The sequence below is a fragment of the Clostridium omnivorum genome (assembly GCF_026012015.1).
In the GTDB taxonomy this organism is placed as follows: Bacteria; Bacillota; Clostridia; order Clostridiales; family Clostridiaceae; genus Clostridium_AX; species Clostridium_AX omnivorum.
In genome coordinates this window covers 813,315-828,646 of the sequence record NZ_BRXR01000001.1, presented here as the reverse complement: position 1 = coordinate 828,646, position 15,332 = coordinate 813,315, and the positions used below count along the sequence as shown (strand labels likewise).

General features: G+C 31.0%; 15 protein-coding genes and 1 riboswitch. Of the genes, 10 read left to right on the top strand and 5 right to left on the bottom strand.

The annotated features are described in order from the left end of the window. Positions 1 to 16 precede the first annotated feature (16 nt). The gene (locus tag bsdE14_RS03815) at positions 17 to 946 is read left to right on the top strand and encodes a DMT family transporter (protein WP_264848634.1); all 930 of its coding nucleotides are present in this window, start codon (positions 17 to 19) and stop codon (positions 944 to 946) included. A 43-nt stretch (positions 947 to 989) separates the two neighbouring features. Next, the gene (locus bsdE14_RS03810; RefSeq protein WP_264848633.1) at positions 990 to 1,985 is read left to right on the top strand and encodes a LacI family DNA-binding transcriptional regulator; all 996 of its coding nucleotides are present in this window, start codon (positions 990 to 992) and stop codon (positions 1,983 to 1,985) included. Between the two features lie 55 nt (positions 1,986 to 2,040). Here the strand turns inward: bsdE14_RS03810 and bsdE14_RS03805 are convergent, their stop codons facing one another. Next, complete coding sequence (locus tag bsdE14_RS03805) at positions 2,041 to 3,375, bottom strand: M28 family metallopeptidase (protein WP_264848632.1); 1,335 nt, start codon at positions 3,373 to 3,375, stop codon at positions 2,041 to 2,043. A gap of 344 nt (positions 3,376 to 3,719) precedes the next feature. Here bsdE14_RS03805 and bsdE14_RS03800 point away from each other — a divergent pair, with 344 nt between their 5' ends. Together bsdE14_RS03800 and bsdE14_RS03795 are read left to right on the top strand one after the other, a co-directional pair. Continuing rightward, positions 3,720 to 5,879 carry a Tex family protein gene (locus bsdE14_RS03800; protein ID WP_264848631.1) on the top strand — a complete coding sequence of 720 codons (2,160 nt, stop codon included), beginning with the start codon at positions 3,720 to 3,722 and terminating at the stop codon, positions 5,877 to 5,879. 71 nt (positions 5,880 to 5,950) lie between these two features. After that, positions 5,951 to 6,076, top strand: a riboswitch (FMN riboswitch). 132 nt (positions 6,077 to 6,208) lie between these two features. Then, positions 6,209 to 6,844 (top strand): ECF transporter S component, encoded by a 636-nt coding sequence (locus bsdE14_RS03795; RefSeq protein WP_264848630.1) that lies wholly within the window; start codon positions 6,209 to 6,211, stop codon positions 6,842 to 6,844. 33 nt (positions 6,845 to 6,877) lie between these two features. Here bsdE14_RS03795 and rimI read toward each other — a convergent pair whose 3' ends face one another. From rimI to bsdE14_RS03775, 4 genes are all read right to left on the bottom strand, one after another. Next, positions 6,878 to 7,324 carry a ribosomal protein S18-alanine N-acetyltransferase gene (gene rimI, locus bsdE14_RS03790; RefSeq protein WP_264848629.1) on the bottom strand — a complete coding sequence of 149 codons (447 nt, stop codon included), beginning with the start codon at positions 7,322 to 7,324 and terminating at the stop codon, positions 6,878 to 6,880. Next, positions 7,317 to 8,030: a tRNA (adenosine(37)-N6)-threonylcarbamoyltransferase complex dimerization subunit type 1 TsaB gene (gene tsaB, locus bsdE14_RS03785; RefSeq protein WP_264848628.1), complete on the bottom strand. Its 714-nt coding sequence runs from the start codon at positions 8,028 to 8,030 to the stop codon at positions 7,317 to 7,319. The genes rimI and tsaB overlap by 8 nt, the downstream gene beginning before the upstream one ends. Then, entirely contained in the window at positions 8,027 to 8,485 is a 459-nt protein-coding gene (gene tsaE, locus bsdE14_RS03780) for a tRNA (adenosine(37)-N6)-threonylcarbamoyltransferase complex ATPase subunit type 1 TsaE (RefSeq protein ID WP_264848627.1), read from the bottom strand. Before tsaE ends, tsaB begins: the two co-directional genes overlap by 4 nt. 140 nt (positions 8,486 to 8,625) lie before the next feature. After that, the gene (locus bsdE14_RS03775; RefSeq protein WP_264848626.1) at positions 8,626 to 9,864 is read right to left on the bottom strand and encodes an HD-GYP domain-containing protein; all 1,239 of its coding nucleotides are present in this window, start codon (positions 9,862 to 9,864) and stop codon (positions 8,626 to 8,628) included. Between the two features lie 205 nt (positions 9,865 to 10,069). Here bsdE14_RS03775 and bsdE14_RS03770 point away from each other — a divergent pair, with 205 nt between their 5' ends. The 6 genes from bsdE14_RS03770 (at position 10,070) to bsdE14_RS03745 (ending at position 15,265) form a co-directional block, all read left to right on the top strand. Then, entirely contained in the window at positions 10,070 to 11,023 is a 954-nt protein-coding gene (locus bsdE14_RS03770) for a metal ABC transporter substrate-binding protein (protein WP_264848625.1), read from the top strand. 103 nt (positions 11,024 to 11,126) lie between these two features. After that, the gene (locus bsdE14_RS03765; protein ID WP_264848624.1) at positions 11,127 to 11,747 is read left to right on the top strand and encodes a CBS domain-containing protein; all 621 of its coding nucleotides are present in this window, start codon (positions 11,127 to 11,129) and stop codon (positions 11,745 to 11,747) included. A 169-nt stretch (positions 11,748 to 11,916) separates the two neighbouring features. Continuing rightward, on the top strand, positions 11,917 to 13,851 hold the full coding sequence (locus bsdE14_RS03760; RefSeq protein ID WP_264848623.1) for a BglG family transcription antiterminator: 1,935 nt from the start codon (positions 11,917 to 11,919) through the stop codon (positions 13,849 to 13,851). A gap of 20 nt (positions 13,852 to 13,871) precedes the next feature. Then, positions 13,872 to 14,462 carry an RDD family protein gene (locus bsdE14_RS03755; RefSeq protein WP_264848622.1) on the top strand — a complete coding sequence of 197 codons (591 nt, stop codon included), beginning with the start codon at positions 13,872 to 13,874 and terminating at the stop codon, positions 14,460 to 14,462. A gap of 74 nt (positions 14,463 to 14,536) precedes the next feature. Further along, complete coding sequence (locus bsdE14_RS03750; RefSeq protein ID WP_264848620.1) at positions 14,537 to 14,863, top strand: PTS sugar transporter subunit IIA; 327 nt, start codon at positions 14,537 to 14,539, stop codon at positions 14,861 to 14,863. A gap of 78 nt (positions 14,864 to 14,941) precedes the next feature. Beyond that, positions 14,942 to 15,265 carry a PTS sugar transporter subunit IIB gene (locus bsdE14_RS03745; protein ID WP_264848619.1) on the top strand — a complete coding sequence of 108 codons (324 nt, stop codon included), beginning with the start codon at positions 14,942 to 14,944 and terminating at the stop codon, positions 15,263 to 15,265. Positions 15,266 to 15,332: the final 67 nt, after the last annotated feature.

The following is a 15,332-nucleotide window of genomic DNA, read 5'->3' as shown; positions in this document are numbered from 1 at the left end:
TGGAGGAAAAGCTTAAATGAAAAAGTACCTTGGAGAGATAGGCCTAACATTTGTGGCAATTATATGGGGTATGGGTTTCGTAGCATCGCAGTTATCTTTAGATTCAAAGCTTACTCCGTTTCAAATTATAACCCTCAGATTTTTTATTTCAACAGTGCTAATGATCACAATATATAGAAAAAAGCTTAAAAATATAGATAAAAGTTCTATAATAGCTGGTGCAATATTAGGTTTCTTTCTCTTTATAGCCTTTGCGTTTCAAACTATAGGGCTACAATATACTACACCATCAAAGAATGCATTTTTAACTGCAATTAATGTGGTTATGGTGCCATTTTTAGGCACATTGATATTTAAGAAACCTATAGATAAATATGGAATAGGAGGAGCACTGCTTGCTTGTGTTGGCGTAGGTGTTTTAACTCTTAATGGGAGTTTTAACATGAATAAGGGCGATGCTCTAACATTAATATGTGCCATAGGATTTGCTTTTCATATATTTTTTGTAGGTGAGTATGTGAAAAAATATGATCCTATATTATTAACTACACTACAACTAACCTTCGCCTTTATATTTTCTTTAATATCCATTGTTATAATGGGACAGACGGATATTCATTTGAATTCAAAAGGAATATTAGCAGTGTCATACTTAGGTATTTTTAGTACAACTTTGGCATTCCTTCTACAGAATGTTTCTCAGAAGTTTACAAATGAAACAAAAGCTGCTATTATACTTTCTATGGAGTCAGTATTTGGCTCCTTAGCCTCAGTAATGTTTCTTGGGGAGCAAATGACATTAAAAATATCCATAGGATGTATTTTGATATTTGCTGCAATTATTATTTCTGAGACAAAGTTATCTTTTTTGCATAAAGATAAGCTGCATAAAGAAGAGAATATAATTAAAAATACTATAACCTGTGAATATACTAATAATGATTAAGTTACGACAATATAAATTTTTTATAGAATAGGTGATAAATAAGATGGCTATTATAAAGGATATTGCAGAAAAAGCTGGAGTGTCAATTGCTACAGTATCAAGAGTTCTAAATTATGATGAAACATTAAATGTATCGGCTGAAACAAGGCAAAGAATATTTGAGACAGCTGAGGAACTAGAATACACACCTTCAAAACGGAAAAAACATAGAAAAAAGTTTAAAATAGGCCTTTTTTATTCCTATTCTCTTGAAGAGGAACTTGATGATACTTACTATCTATCTATACGTGTGTCAATAGAAAAAAAACTTATGGCTGAGGGCGCAAATATTATAAGAATTGGAAAAAATGATGACTTTGAAAAAATAAAGAACATTGATGGCATTATTGCACTTGGAACCTTTAATGCCAATGACGTTGAGAGAATAAAAAAATTTACAAGGCCAGTAGTTTTCGTTGATAGTTCACCAGATGATGACTTATTCGATTCTGTAGTTATTAATTTTCATCAAGCAGTAAAAAAAGCTTTAGACTACTTATCCTCTTTAGGGCATACTGATATAGCGTATGTAGGCGGAATGGACTTTGATATAAATGGTAATAGATTACCAGACTTAAGAGAGGAAACATACTGCAAGTATATGAAAGAAAAAGGCTTGTATAACGATGACTTTGTAAAGGTGGGAAAGTATACACCAAAAGACGGCTATAAATTGATGAAGGAAGTTCTTGAAAATGGAACTATGCCTACTGCTGCTTTTGTAGCTAATGACTCAATAGCTATAGGTTGTTATAAGGCAATATATGAAAAAAATTTAAAAATACCTGATGATATAAGTATTATTGGATTTAACGATATTTCTAGTGCTCAGTATATGATGCCTCCACTAACAACGATAAAACTTCATATTGAATTTATGGGGGAAACAGCTGTAGATTTAATGCTAGAAAGACTAACATCTGGTAGAGAAGTTTGTAAAAAGGTTGTAATACCTGCAAAGCTTATAACTAGGGAAAGCTGTAAGGCTATAACTGATTAAAAAGGGCAGTCCTAAATAATTTTAGGGACTGCCTTATAAATTTTATCTAGAATACTTAAGATGTTCTTCTGTATAGGAGAAAGACTAAAAAAATACTTATAAGTGAAACCATAAGAATATTTTCATAATGTATAAGCATTGGATTTCCATCAAAGGCTTGTTTAATAATTTCAACAGAAGCTACTGAAAAACATCTATCTATAGACTTTGTACTTATGAAAGAAGGTTTATCAGAAGGAGTATGAATTCGTGTCATATCATCATCACTAAAGGTTATTGCATCTATATTATTCTTTCTAAAAGCTTCATGATCACTAGAGTTTTCAAATACGCAGCTGTAAGTTACATTTTCACTGCTTAAAGTAGAGGTTAGAGAACGTATGAAATCTGAATTTATTGTATCCTTTTCCCCAGCCATTATGGATAGAGGAACTGAATTGTTACTTCCAACCATATCAAAATTATAAACTTTAGCCCCCTTTAAAGAATCCTTATACTTGTCTACGAACTTGCTTGAGCCAACGCAGCCGAATTCTTCAGCATTGAACCCTACAAAAATAATACTTTTATCTGGCGTTCCTAAGGATCTTATATATTTTGCAAATTCAAGTACAAAGGAAATACCGGAAGCATTATCTAATGCGCCGCTATAAATAGTTCCATTTAAATCAGAGCCTAAGTGATCAAAATGTCCACTAATTATTACTGGTGCAGCTTTAGGATTACTTCCTTTAATATATCCAATAACATTGTTTAGCTTTCCTTCCTTAATATCAAAAGGAATAAAGCAGCTAACTGTATTTCCTTTTGATATATAGTCTTTAATTTCATCAAAGGTCTTTTGAGTTATCATTATATATAGTGAATTTGAATCTGTGCTTATAAAGGAACTTCTAAAAGAAAGATTACTGTTCTCAGGTACATAGAAAATAAAGGATTCATTACCTTGATTAATCTGCATAGCGGTATTATTCATTTTAATAGTATCTTTTTTGCTGAACTTTAAATTGTTCTTTTTAAAGTTCAACATATCTTCCTTATAGTCTTCATTGTATTTATAATCCTTAATTGTCTTACCATTCTTGTCCAATATTTTTAGAAACGGATCTTGATCAAGTCTATTGGGGAATGGTGCATTAAAGGGATCATAATAATCACCTTCAAAGGGTATAAGTCCTAGGTTTTTGAATTCACTTTTTATAAAAGCTGCGGCTTCTTCATTTTCAAGAGTTCCTGCTAATCGCCCCTTGAAATTATCTGAGGCTAAATATTCAATGTTATTTTTTACATTGGTATGGTTAAAACTATGAACTGTGAAAGTAAATTGAAAACTATAGTAAAATAGTAATAATGATAAGCTTAGAACAAATTTAATAATATTATCTTTCATATATTTCTCCTTTCAGTCGAAAAACTGGATAACTTATTCATGCCGATTCCCATCGGCAAGTTACCCGTAAAAGGTCATTTAGACCTTTTACCTCCTTTCAGTGGAAACACTGGGTAACCTAGCCTTGTGCGTGGCAACCTAATAAAATCTAATGTCTTTAAATAATATGAATCAAATAAAATCAATATAACTTAGCATAGAAATTTAGGGGACATGTATTGAATAGATAATTATAAACAATTAAAAATCTAAGAAATTGTAAAACTTATGTAAAAACTTATTATATGATATAATTATTTATGGTAATTGTAGCAGCAGTGCAATATATCAAAAGGAGTGGAATTATGAATAATATAGTAGAAAGATTATCTATTGAATTAAATGTCAGTAAAAGACAGATTGAAAGTGTAATTGAACTTTTGGATTCCGGCAATACAGTGCCATTTATAGCTAGATATAGAAAAGAAATGACCGGAGGGCTAGATGACGCAGTTTTAAGAAGCCTTTTTGAAAGATTAACATACCTTAGAAACTTGGAAGAGAGAAAACAAGATGTAATAAGAATAATTGAAGAACAGGGAAAGCTTACTGAAGAGATAAGAGAAGGGGTTATGAAATGTGATACCTTAACAGAGGTTGAGGATATATATAGACCATTCAAACCTAAAAAGAGGACTAGAGCAATTATTGCCGAGGAAAAAGGACTAAGGCCTTTAGCTGAGACGATATACAGTGGAGAATTTAAAGGTGACATAATTGAATATGCAAAACAGTTTGTAAATGAAGAAAAATCTGTTGCAAGTGAAGAAGAGGCTCTTCAAGGAGCAATGGATATAATAAGTGAAACTATATCTGATAATGCTGACTATAGAAAATGGATAAGAAGTTTTGTACATAGAGAAGGCATAATTGAAACAAAGGGTGCAAGTGAGGAGCCTACACCTTATGAAATGTACTATGATTACAAGGAACCAGTAAAAGCAATTCCAGGACATAGAATTTTAGCTATTAATAGAGGAGAAAAGGAAAAGGTACTTTCTGCAAAAATTACAGTTGAAAATGAAAGAATCATAGAATATTTAAATGTAAAGTGTTTAAAAGAAAACAAGAATACAGATTATTATATAGCTGAAAGCGTAAAAGATGCGTTAAAAAGACTTATATACCCATCTATTGAAAGAGAAATAAGATCTGAGCTTACTGAAAAAGCAGAAGAAGGCGCTATTGAAATATTCAAGGCTAATTTAAAGGCGCTTTTGATGCAGGCTCCTATAAAAGGAAAAGTGGTACTTGGCTTTGACCCTGGTTTTAGAACAGGCTGTAAAATTGCAGTTTTAGATGATACAGGAAAGTTTTTAGAGCAAGCTACAGTGTATTGCACCGCTCCGCAAAATGATGTAGAAGGTTCCTTGAAGATGCTTAAACAGTTAGTAAATAAACATGGAGTTGAAGTTGTGTCGCTTGGAAATGGAACAGCAAGCAGAGAATCAGAAGAAGTTATTGCTAGACTTATAAAAGAAGTAAAAGAAGAAACTGGAAGAAATGTATACTACGTTGTAGTTAGTGAAGCTGGTGCTTCAGTGTACTCAGCTTCTGAGCTTGCTACAAAGGAATATCCAGATATAAACGTATCTATAAGAGGGGCTATTTCCATAGGAAGAAGACTCCAAGACCCACTAGCAGAGCTTGTTAAAATAGATCCTAAATCAATAGGGGTTGGGCAGTATCAACACGATGTAGCTCAAAAAAGATTGGATGAATCCCTTAAAGGTATAGTTGAGGACTGTGTTAATAGCGTTGGAGTGGATTTAAATATAGCTACTCCATCATTACTATCTTATATTGCAGGGATTAATTCAACTATTGCTCAAAATATAGTAGCCTATAGAGAAGAAAATGGAAAGTTTAAAACAAGAAAAGAACTTTTGAAAGTTAAGAGGCTTGGGGACAAAGCCTTTGAACAATGCGCTGGATTCTTAAGAGTACTGGAAAGCAAAGAACCCCTTGATAACACTGCAGTGCATCCTGAATCCTATAATGCTGCAAAAGAGCTTTTGAACATATTAGGCTATAGTGAAGAAGACTTAAAAAATGGCAAGTTACTGGATATAGATTCTAGAGTACAGGAAATTGGTATTGAGGAGTTAGCTAAAAGGCTTGATATTGGAATTCTAACGCTGCAAGATATAATAAAAGAAATTAAAAAGCCTGGAAGGGATCCTAGAGAGGAACTTCCAAAGCCAATTTTTAAAACAGGAGTAATAGATATAACACAGTTAAAGCCAGGTATGACTCTTATGGGAACAGTTAGAAATGTTGCTGACTTTGGAGCATTTGTTGATATTGGAGTACACCAAGATGGATTGGTGCACAAGAGCCAGATGGCCGACAAATTTGTAAAGCATCCATTAGATATAGTTAAGGTTGGAGATATAGTAGAGGTTAAAGTATTAGAGGTTGATGAAAAGAGAAAAAGAATAGCACTAACAATGAAAAAAAATTAATGATAAAAATATAACAAGACTATTGAAATTAGCTTTCATTAGTACTATAATAATGTTGTAACAATTACATATTTAATCTTCAGGGCAGGGTGACCAAGAAATTGGAAATCCCGACCGGCGGTATAGCCCGCGAGCCGTAAGGCAGATTCGGTTAGATTCCGAAGCCGACAGTAGAGTCTGGATGAAAGAAGATACATTAGTACGTTTTTTTGCCCTGACATTTTGTGTCAGGGTTTTTTATTTGTACTAGGTACCCTGAAAGGTATGTAAATATCAAGTAGGCATAACAAAATAAATTTGTTATGTACAGGAAAACAGGAGGGTATTTTATGAAAGACAAAAAATTAAACACACTTATCAAAATTTCGCTTTTGAGTGCTATAGCATTCATATTAATGTTCTTTGAGCTTCCACTACCAATCTTTCCAAGCTTTTTAAAGATTGATTTAAGTGATCTTCCAGCACTAATTGGTGGGTTTGCACTAGGACCTGTAGCGGGAGTATTGATTGAACTTCTAAAGAATGTGCTTCATGTTATCTTTAAAGGAACTTCAACTGCACTTATAGGTGAACTTGCAAACTTTTTAGTAGGATCAGTTTTTGTAATTACTTCAGCTAGTATATATGCTAAAAATAAAACAAGAAAAAATGCTATTATATCATTAATAATAGGAAGTATTGTTATGTCCATTGCAGCAGGAATATTAAACTATTACTTATTCCTTCCATTATATGATAAAGTTCTAGGATTTAAAATAGCAGCAGTAGTTGGAATGGGATCAAAACTAAATCCAAGGATTATTAATTTATTTACTTTAATACTGTGGTCTATAATACCATTTAATCTTTTGAAGGGAATTGCAGTTTCTGCGGTATCACTAGCAGTGTATAAAGCAGTATCTCCAATACTTCATCAGGAAGAGGTATATAATGGGGCTGACAAAAAGGAATTAGGAAAACTATAAAATAAGAGGTTAGATTTTATTAATCTAACCTCTTTATATATGTCTATTCCACATAATTATTGCATCTTCTTTAGTGTCTTGATAATAGCCTTTTCTTATAGCTTCAGCTATAAATCCATGCTTCTCGTAAAGTCTGCGGGCTGGTATATTAGATTCTCTTACCTCTAAGGTTACAGCTTCAACATCCTCTAATCTGCATATTTCTATTATAGAATCTACAATCATATCGCCTGCTCCAATGCCTCTATATTCTGGGTGCACAGCTATATTAGTTATATGGCCCTCATCCACAATAATCCAAACTCCACCATAACCGATTACCTTGCCATCCATTATGGCTACCACATATCTAGCAAATTTATTATCGAGTTCTTTGTATATAGCTTCCTTACTCCAAGGTGTATGAAAGCTTAAAGAATTTATCTTTGAAATTTCATCAATGTGAATTGCTTTTAAGGTACAAATCTCAACATTATTCATTGCTATCTATCCCCATTTTTTTATCATATTCTCTTTCTGCTTGAGATTTTCTTAGATAGATTGGTGCTGAAGTATATAAATTATCTTGATTACCTTGATTTAATAATTTTAAGCCTAGTTCTCCTAGTGCTGAAGCTCTTACAAGATTTAAGTGCGGTGGAGCAAAGGATACTTTTTCTAGGCACTCATTTAGCTTAGCTTTAAATTTTGGTACAGCATCGCCTATAAAACATACTGGTAGCTGCTTTTCTTTAAGTAAATTTATTAGTTCATCTATATGTATTATAGTATAATCCTGTTCTTTTACTAAATTGTTATCCTTAAAGCTATACAGTGCTGTATAAACATTATCCCTAAGTGCATCAATAATAGGACATATAATGCCGGAGGTATATGCCATATTATATGCTAAAGCATCTAAGGATGATACAGATACAAAGGGTTTTTTGGTTCCTTGGCTGAGGCCTTTTATCATAGACATGCCTATTCTAAGGCCGGTAAAAGAACCAGGTCCTTTGGAAACTACAAAACCATCAATATCTTTTAAGTCAAGTTGAAGATTTTTTAAGAGATTGTCAACTAAGGGCATCAATATAACAGAGTGCTGCTTTTTAAAGTTAAAGGTTATTTCGGAAAGCAGCTTATTATCTTCAAGTACTGCACAACTTGCTGCTTCTGTAGCTGAATCTATACTTAAAACAATCATAGTTTAATCTCCTTTATATAATCATAACTTACATCATTGGAAGTAAGAGTTATTTTTCTATAATTAACTCCTAGTTCTGGCAGCTTTGTTATGGTGATGCTTAAATGATTATTTGGAATCAATTCCTCAATATATTTTGACCACTCTATAACACTTACGCCATCGCTAAAAATATACTCATCAAAGCCAATAGCAGATATTTCATCAGGATCATTTACTCTATATACATCAAAATGATATAGTTTTAATCTTCCATAATATTCGTTTACAATTGTAAAAGTTGGACTTGTAATATGGTCATAAATTTCAAGCCCTTCTGCAATTCCTTTTGTAAGATGAGTTTTACCTGCACCTAAGTCGCCATTTAAACATATAATATCACCTGGTTGTACAAGCTTTCCAAGCTGCTTACCTAAAGACAAAGTTTTATCTACACTATCAACGATAAATTCCATATAATTTCCTCTCTATATTTAAGCTGATTTATATCTATTTTATATTAAAACATTAAAGTTTAAAATGCAATGCTAAAACTATTTGTATTATATACATAAGTAATAAACTTAAAACAATAAAGGTAATCTAGCGATTACCTTTATTGCTTATTTAAAGCTTCTTTTAAAAGCTCTACTGATTTCTCACATATAAAATTATCAGCAACCATACCATCAAGTATTGAAAATGCTTTTCCCTTATCAAGTCCCTTTCTGTATGGTCTATCTTCAGTTAAAGCTTGATAAATATCACATACACCGATAATTCTTGATTCTTCACTAATTTCTTCAGCAGTCAAGGACCTGGGATATCCATTTCCGTTCAATTTCTCATGATGATTTGAGGCCCAGTCAGCTATATAAGGTATGTCCTCAATTTTATCAAGAATTATTTTTGTATAATATACATGTGATTTTATAATAGCAAATTCATCTTTTGTAAGACTATCATTTTTATCTAATATACTTGAAGGTATAGCTAGTTTGCCAATATCATGTAAAAGACCAGCGATTCTCATCTTTTTGCACTTTTCCTCATCATAACCTATAAAGGAGGAAACTTTATAGGCCAATTCTGATATGCCAATGGAATGGGAAGCGGTAAATTTACTTTTACTATCTATTATTCTTGAAAAAATAACTGCAATGTTTTCAAATTGATCTAAATCTATGTATATATCCAAACTAGGAGCAATGTTATCTAGTATAAAGTCCATAGAAGCTATAGTTTCTAAGTTAAACCAAAATATATCTTTAGATGATACCTTTAAAAAAGCGGAAATTAAAGTACTTGAAAAAGTAGAACCTTCTAAAGAACTAATTATGTCTGTAATTTTATCCCTTTGCTTAAATGAAGGAAGTTTTTCATCGTAGGAGAACTCTAACAAATCTGCAAGATGAATTATTTGACTTTGTATAGGAATATCATCACCTTTCAGCTTCATAGGTCCTGTACCGTTATAATTTTCATGGTGATATAGTATAGTATCACCGATATTACTAAATATGGGGAAATGGCTAGTTATTGATGCACCTAAAACACAATGAGCTTCAACTGTCTCTGAAGCATAATGGCTGCAAATAACATTATTGGCAGCTCCAATGTCGTGTAATAAAGTAGTTACATACAATTCTTCTAATTCACTTGAGGTTAAGTTCAATACTTTTCCAATTTCAAGAGAAATATATGTAACTTTTTTTGAATGATGCAAAAATGTATGTTCTGAATAAGTTTCTCCGTTATTTGATTTAAGAATACTGGCATCTAAAGACGAACTTATTTCAGCTAAATCTAAGGCTATGGACATAGCTCTAATAGTTTTTTCTAAACTTATATACATGATAAGTACCTCGTAAATACAAATTGTATCATTATTTTACCATATAGTTTTGATTTGTGGAATATACTTATTTATTTTAGCATTAAATGTAGAAGAAGGTCTAAAGGTAGCTGCTTACATAATAAAGATATGTTTGCATTATAAGACAACATTATGTAAAATAATAGTTGAATATACATAGGGTGTAAATTAAGAGGTGAAAGCTTTGAAAGCAAAGTTTATATATATATTTTCATTGATATTTATAGTTATAATATTAAGCGCATGTTCAGTAAAGCCCATTTCTGTTGAACAAAATAATGCTGCTGCAAATGAAAAAAAGGAAAAGGAAACTGTATTAAATATAGAGACCACAGATAAACATTTATATTATATGGTAAAGGATTTAGTGAAAGAAAAGCATTTAGTGGACTTTATGTTTACTTCTCGTGATGGAATTTACAATTTCCAGTTTACTGATGATAGTATAGGAAACATAAGTAAAAAAGACTTGTTCATATATTCTGGAGCAGGATTTGAAACATGGATAGCCGATTTTCAGGATAAATTGTCAAAGAGCAAAGTAGGAATAATAAATGGGTCTAGAGGAATAAAACTTATTAATTACGAAAAGGAAACCAAAATTAATGATATTGTAATAAAAGAAAATCCATATTACTGGCTTAATGTTGATAATTACAAAGCTTGTCTTTCAAATATCAAAAATGCTCTACAGGATAAGGATTCAAAAAACAGAGATTTTTATGAGGAAAACTTTTCAGATGCCTTAAAAAACATTGAACCATATGAAAAAAAGGCAAAGGATGTTTCAGGAAAACTGGGGGATTATACCTTTGTTGTAGATGGGGAGGATATGGATTACTTCACCAAGTATTTAGGAATTAAAGCTGTAAAAGTTTATAATTATGGAGTTAGTTCAAAAGAAGATACACAGTCTCAAGCGGATAAGTTAGATAAGGAATTAAAAGATAAGAGTAAAATTATTTTTTTATGTGATAATGAAGAAAAGATAAAAGCAAACGAAAATATAATTAATAAATATAATATGCAGCTAGTTAATATAATTGTATATAGGGACGATCTAAAGTATCTAGACATATTGGATGCCAACCTGAAAAGTTTATCTCAGCTTGTTGAAAAAAGAGGAATAAGCAGGTAAAAGTATTATTAAAAGATAAGCAGAAAAGAAACAAATAATTTGTAACTATGTTCTGCTTTGATGTATAATATGATATATGTATGTATAAGGAGGAAAACATTATATGTTTGTTAAAAATTTAATGCTTCCAACAAGTCAATTAGTGACAATCACACCAAAGGACACTATTAAGAGGGCGTTAGAAATAATAGATGAGAACAACTTTTTATCGATTCCGGTAGCAGAGGGAGAAAAATTTTATGGTTCTATTTCCAAAGATAGAATATATGCCTTCTACTTTGAAAAATCATTAGATAAAGAGTACTTATTATCTGACTTTTTAGTAAAAGATGTAATGAGAACAGATGTACCTTCAATTCATCCACTAGATCAAATGGAAAAAGCAGCTCATTTTTTAGAAGTAAAAAATATTGCATTTGTAGCTGTTATTGATGAAAATGATGTATTTAAAGGCATTGTTACACATCATGCAATATTCCATGAGTTTACAGAATTATTTGGACTAAACAAAGGTAGAAGATTAGCAGTTATAGCTTATGATATTCCAGGACAGGTATCAAAGCTTTCAAAAATCATCGCAGAAAATAATGGAGATATTATAAGCTTTGTAGTAGTTGATCCAAAGAGCGTTACAGAGGTTAAGGAAATAGTAATTAGAATAAGAACTGAAAACTTCCAAGGAATACTGGAAAAGGTTAAAGAGGCAGGATTTAAAATTCAATAATTAAAATAAAAAAGTAACTCCTTTAAGGGGTTATTTTTTTATGTTCAAGAAAAAATACATATTGAAGATAGACACTATGTTTGAGTAAATCCAATTTTAGTTTCCTAGTGCTAGGAAATTTAATCAATATAAGATTAACTATATTGAGATATAATAAAAAAGAGAAATTATGATTAAAGAAAGAGGTAATAAGGTGTTAAATAAGAGGCAAGAAAAAATTATCTTATATATGCATGATAATAGAGGATGGGTTATAGGTAAAGAATTAGCTAAAGTATTAGGTGTGTCAGATCGGACTATCCGAAGTGATATTGCTAATATAAATGAATTTTATGAAGATGTGTTAATTGAGTCCAATATAAGACTAGGATATAAAATGAATGAAGATAATTTTCAAAGCTTAGATATTGAAACCTGTGAAGCTATTCCTCAGACTTCAGAAGAACGATGCAATTATATTATTAAAGAATTGTTATTTGAACGAAACGAGATTAATCTCACATTTTTACAGGATAAAGTATTTGTATCAGGTTATTCAATTGATAATGATATTAAAAAAATAAAGAAGATGATTGAGGCATATGAGAGTTTAAAGCTTATTAGAAGTAAAAATTATATAAGTTTAATAGGAAAAGAAGAACAAAAACGTAAACTTTATAGAGACCTATTGGAAAGTGAAATCAAAGGTAACTTTTTAAATTTAAATAAAATTGCTTCTTTTTATAAGGATTTTGATTTGATTCAAGTAAAGGATATTTTAGAGGATACTTTGAAGGAATATAACTACCATATTCGTGAATTAACTTTTACTATGATTATAATGCATATAGGAATCGCAATTGAACGTATTCTTCGATTTAAATATATAAAAACTGAGCGGAATACTGATGAACTAAGAAATAGTTTGGAATATAAAATTGCAAAAGTATTCTTTGAAAAAGTTGCTGCAAAAATAAGAATTAGAGTTGTTGAGGATGAAGTAGTTTTACTTGCTTTATTATTACTTGGAAAAAAGCGGACTGTATACACAAATAACCTATCAGAAATTCAAAATAATTATTCTATTCCTAGTATATTAATAGAGATATTTGATGATATAAATAAAACCTTTGATGTGGACTTTAGTTGTGATAATGAACTTAAGAATGGATTAGAAATGCATCTTACATCATTAATAGAAAGGTGTAAGAAGAATATTGAAATTGATAATCTGTACTTACAAGAAATTAAACATAACTACCCGTTAGTATTTGAGATGGGGGTAAGAGTTTGTGAACTCTTAGAGGAAAAGCTTCATATGCATATCAGTGAAAATGAAATAGCATTTATAGCTTTACACCTAGGAGTTGCCTATGCTAGAGCTAATATTTCATATAAGTATAAAGTGGTTATGATTCATCCTCGAGATGAAGGTCTAGCTAATTTATGTCTACAGAAAATTACAAATCGATTTGGTGATCGTATGGAGATCGTCGAATGTATGAGTTTCTTTGAGAAATCAGCAATTGCTACTTTAAAGCCTGATCTAATTTTAACAACTCTTCCTTTAAAACATAATTTACGCATTTTAACAGAGCAGATCTCTTTATTTGTAAATTATGAAGACGAAAATAAAATTTTCCAAGCACTAAATAATTTAGACAAGATTAGATGTCACGATAATTTCAATCTGTTAGTATTGAAGCTGATTAAGAGAGAGTTCTTCTATATACATGTTGATGCAGGTAGTCCTGAGGAGCTTATAAAAAAAATGTGCGACAACTTACATGAAAAGGGATACGTAAATGAATCCTTTGAAAATAGTGTATTACAAAGAGAAAAAATGTCTGCAACATCTTTTGATTATGGATTTGCAACACCTCATAGTCTTAATGAAACCTTTATAAAACAATCAGCATTAAGTATTGCAATACTTAATAGACCAATTAAATGGGGGAGCTTTGATGTAAGGCTTGTAATCCTATTTGCAATTAATAAAGACGATTATAAAATACTAAAGATTTTCTTTGATTGGCTTAGTAATGTAATTTCTAATACTGAGCAATTTGCAAGATTGTTAGAGGTAAATGACTATAAGGAATTTATAGATCAAGTCTTAAAATAATTTTATTAGAAGGTGAAGATATGAAAAAAGAAAGAAAATCATTTGATCCAAATAAACTAGCTGCTTCCTGCGATGTGCCAACCTGGAAGCGCCTTGTTGCATATATGGTTGATTGGTATTTAGGAAGCATTTTTACGTCATTACCAATGGTAATGATATATATGAAGGTAACAGATACGCAGAATTTGAACGTAAATCTATTTCAGTACCCTAGACAATATGCAATTTTATCTGGAAGCTTAGGTTTATTATTTGCATTTTTTTACTATATGATTGTGCCTTTAGTGATATGGAATGGACAAACCTTAGGTAAAAGATGGTGCCATTTTAAGATAGCTAAATCTGGCTGTGATACTGTCAGGTTTAAGGATTTATTTTTAAGACAAATAATTGGCATATTTTTAGTTGAAGGAGCTCTCATATTTCCAAGCAATCTTTTTCATCAAATTCTGTCCCTAGTAAGCAATATTAATTTAATTACCCCACTTATGTATATAGGAATTGCAATAAGTATTTTATCAGCATTGTTTGTTTTATTTAGAAATGATCATAGGGCTATTCATGATTTTATTTCTAATACCACAGTGTTAAGTGTTAGTAGTACTTCCTAATAGTAGGAAGGAAGAATGAAGTTCATAGTGATATTAAAGGCTTATACTATAAGTAACAGAAAGGAGGGACAACTATGGAGGGATTAGAGCTATCATGCTTTCAAATCATATCAGCCGCAGGAATGGCTAAAAATAGTTTCATTGAAGCAATTAAAGAAGCTAAGAAAGGTGATTTTAAAAAAGCAGAAATTTGTATTAATGAAGGTGAATCATATTTTACTGAGGGTCATAGTGTTCATTCTAAATTAATTCAGCAAGAAGCAGAAGATAATAAGGTAAGTCCAAACTTATTATTACTACATGCAGAAGATCAATTAATGTCCGTTGAAACATGCAAGATTATTGCAAATGAATTAATTGAGGCCTATGAACGGATTGTTGCTTTAGAGAATAAGAAATAATTGCTTAAACCAATTAATCATATAAGCAGTTTTTATCAATGTCTATTTATTAATTATTTATGGAAAGGAGAGTTAAAAATGAAAAAAATCTATTTGTTTTGTAGTGCCGGAATGTCTACAAGTATATTAGCGAGTAAAATGCAGGATGTTGCTAATGAGAACTCACTACCAATTGAAGTGAAAGCTTTTCCGCATAATGAGTTAGACGAAATCATTAAAACACTTCATCCTGACTGTATTTTACTTGGACCACAAGTAAAGTACTTGTATGAGAAAACTGTAAACGATTTTGGAGCTATGGGTATACCAATTGCTGTTATCGACCATACAGACTATGGTATGATGAATGCTAAAAAGGTTTTGAAGGCTGCAATAAACCTAATAAAAGCAGCAAAAAAATGATTTTTCGTATGTTTGTGTAATTTAGTAATCACTTTATGACATAGCATTGTGAATACTAAATTGTTAA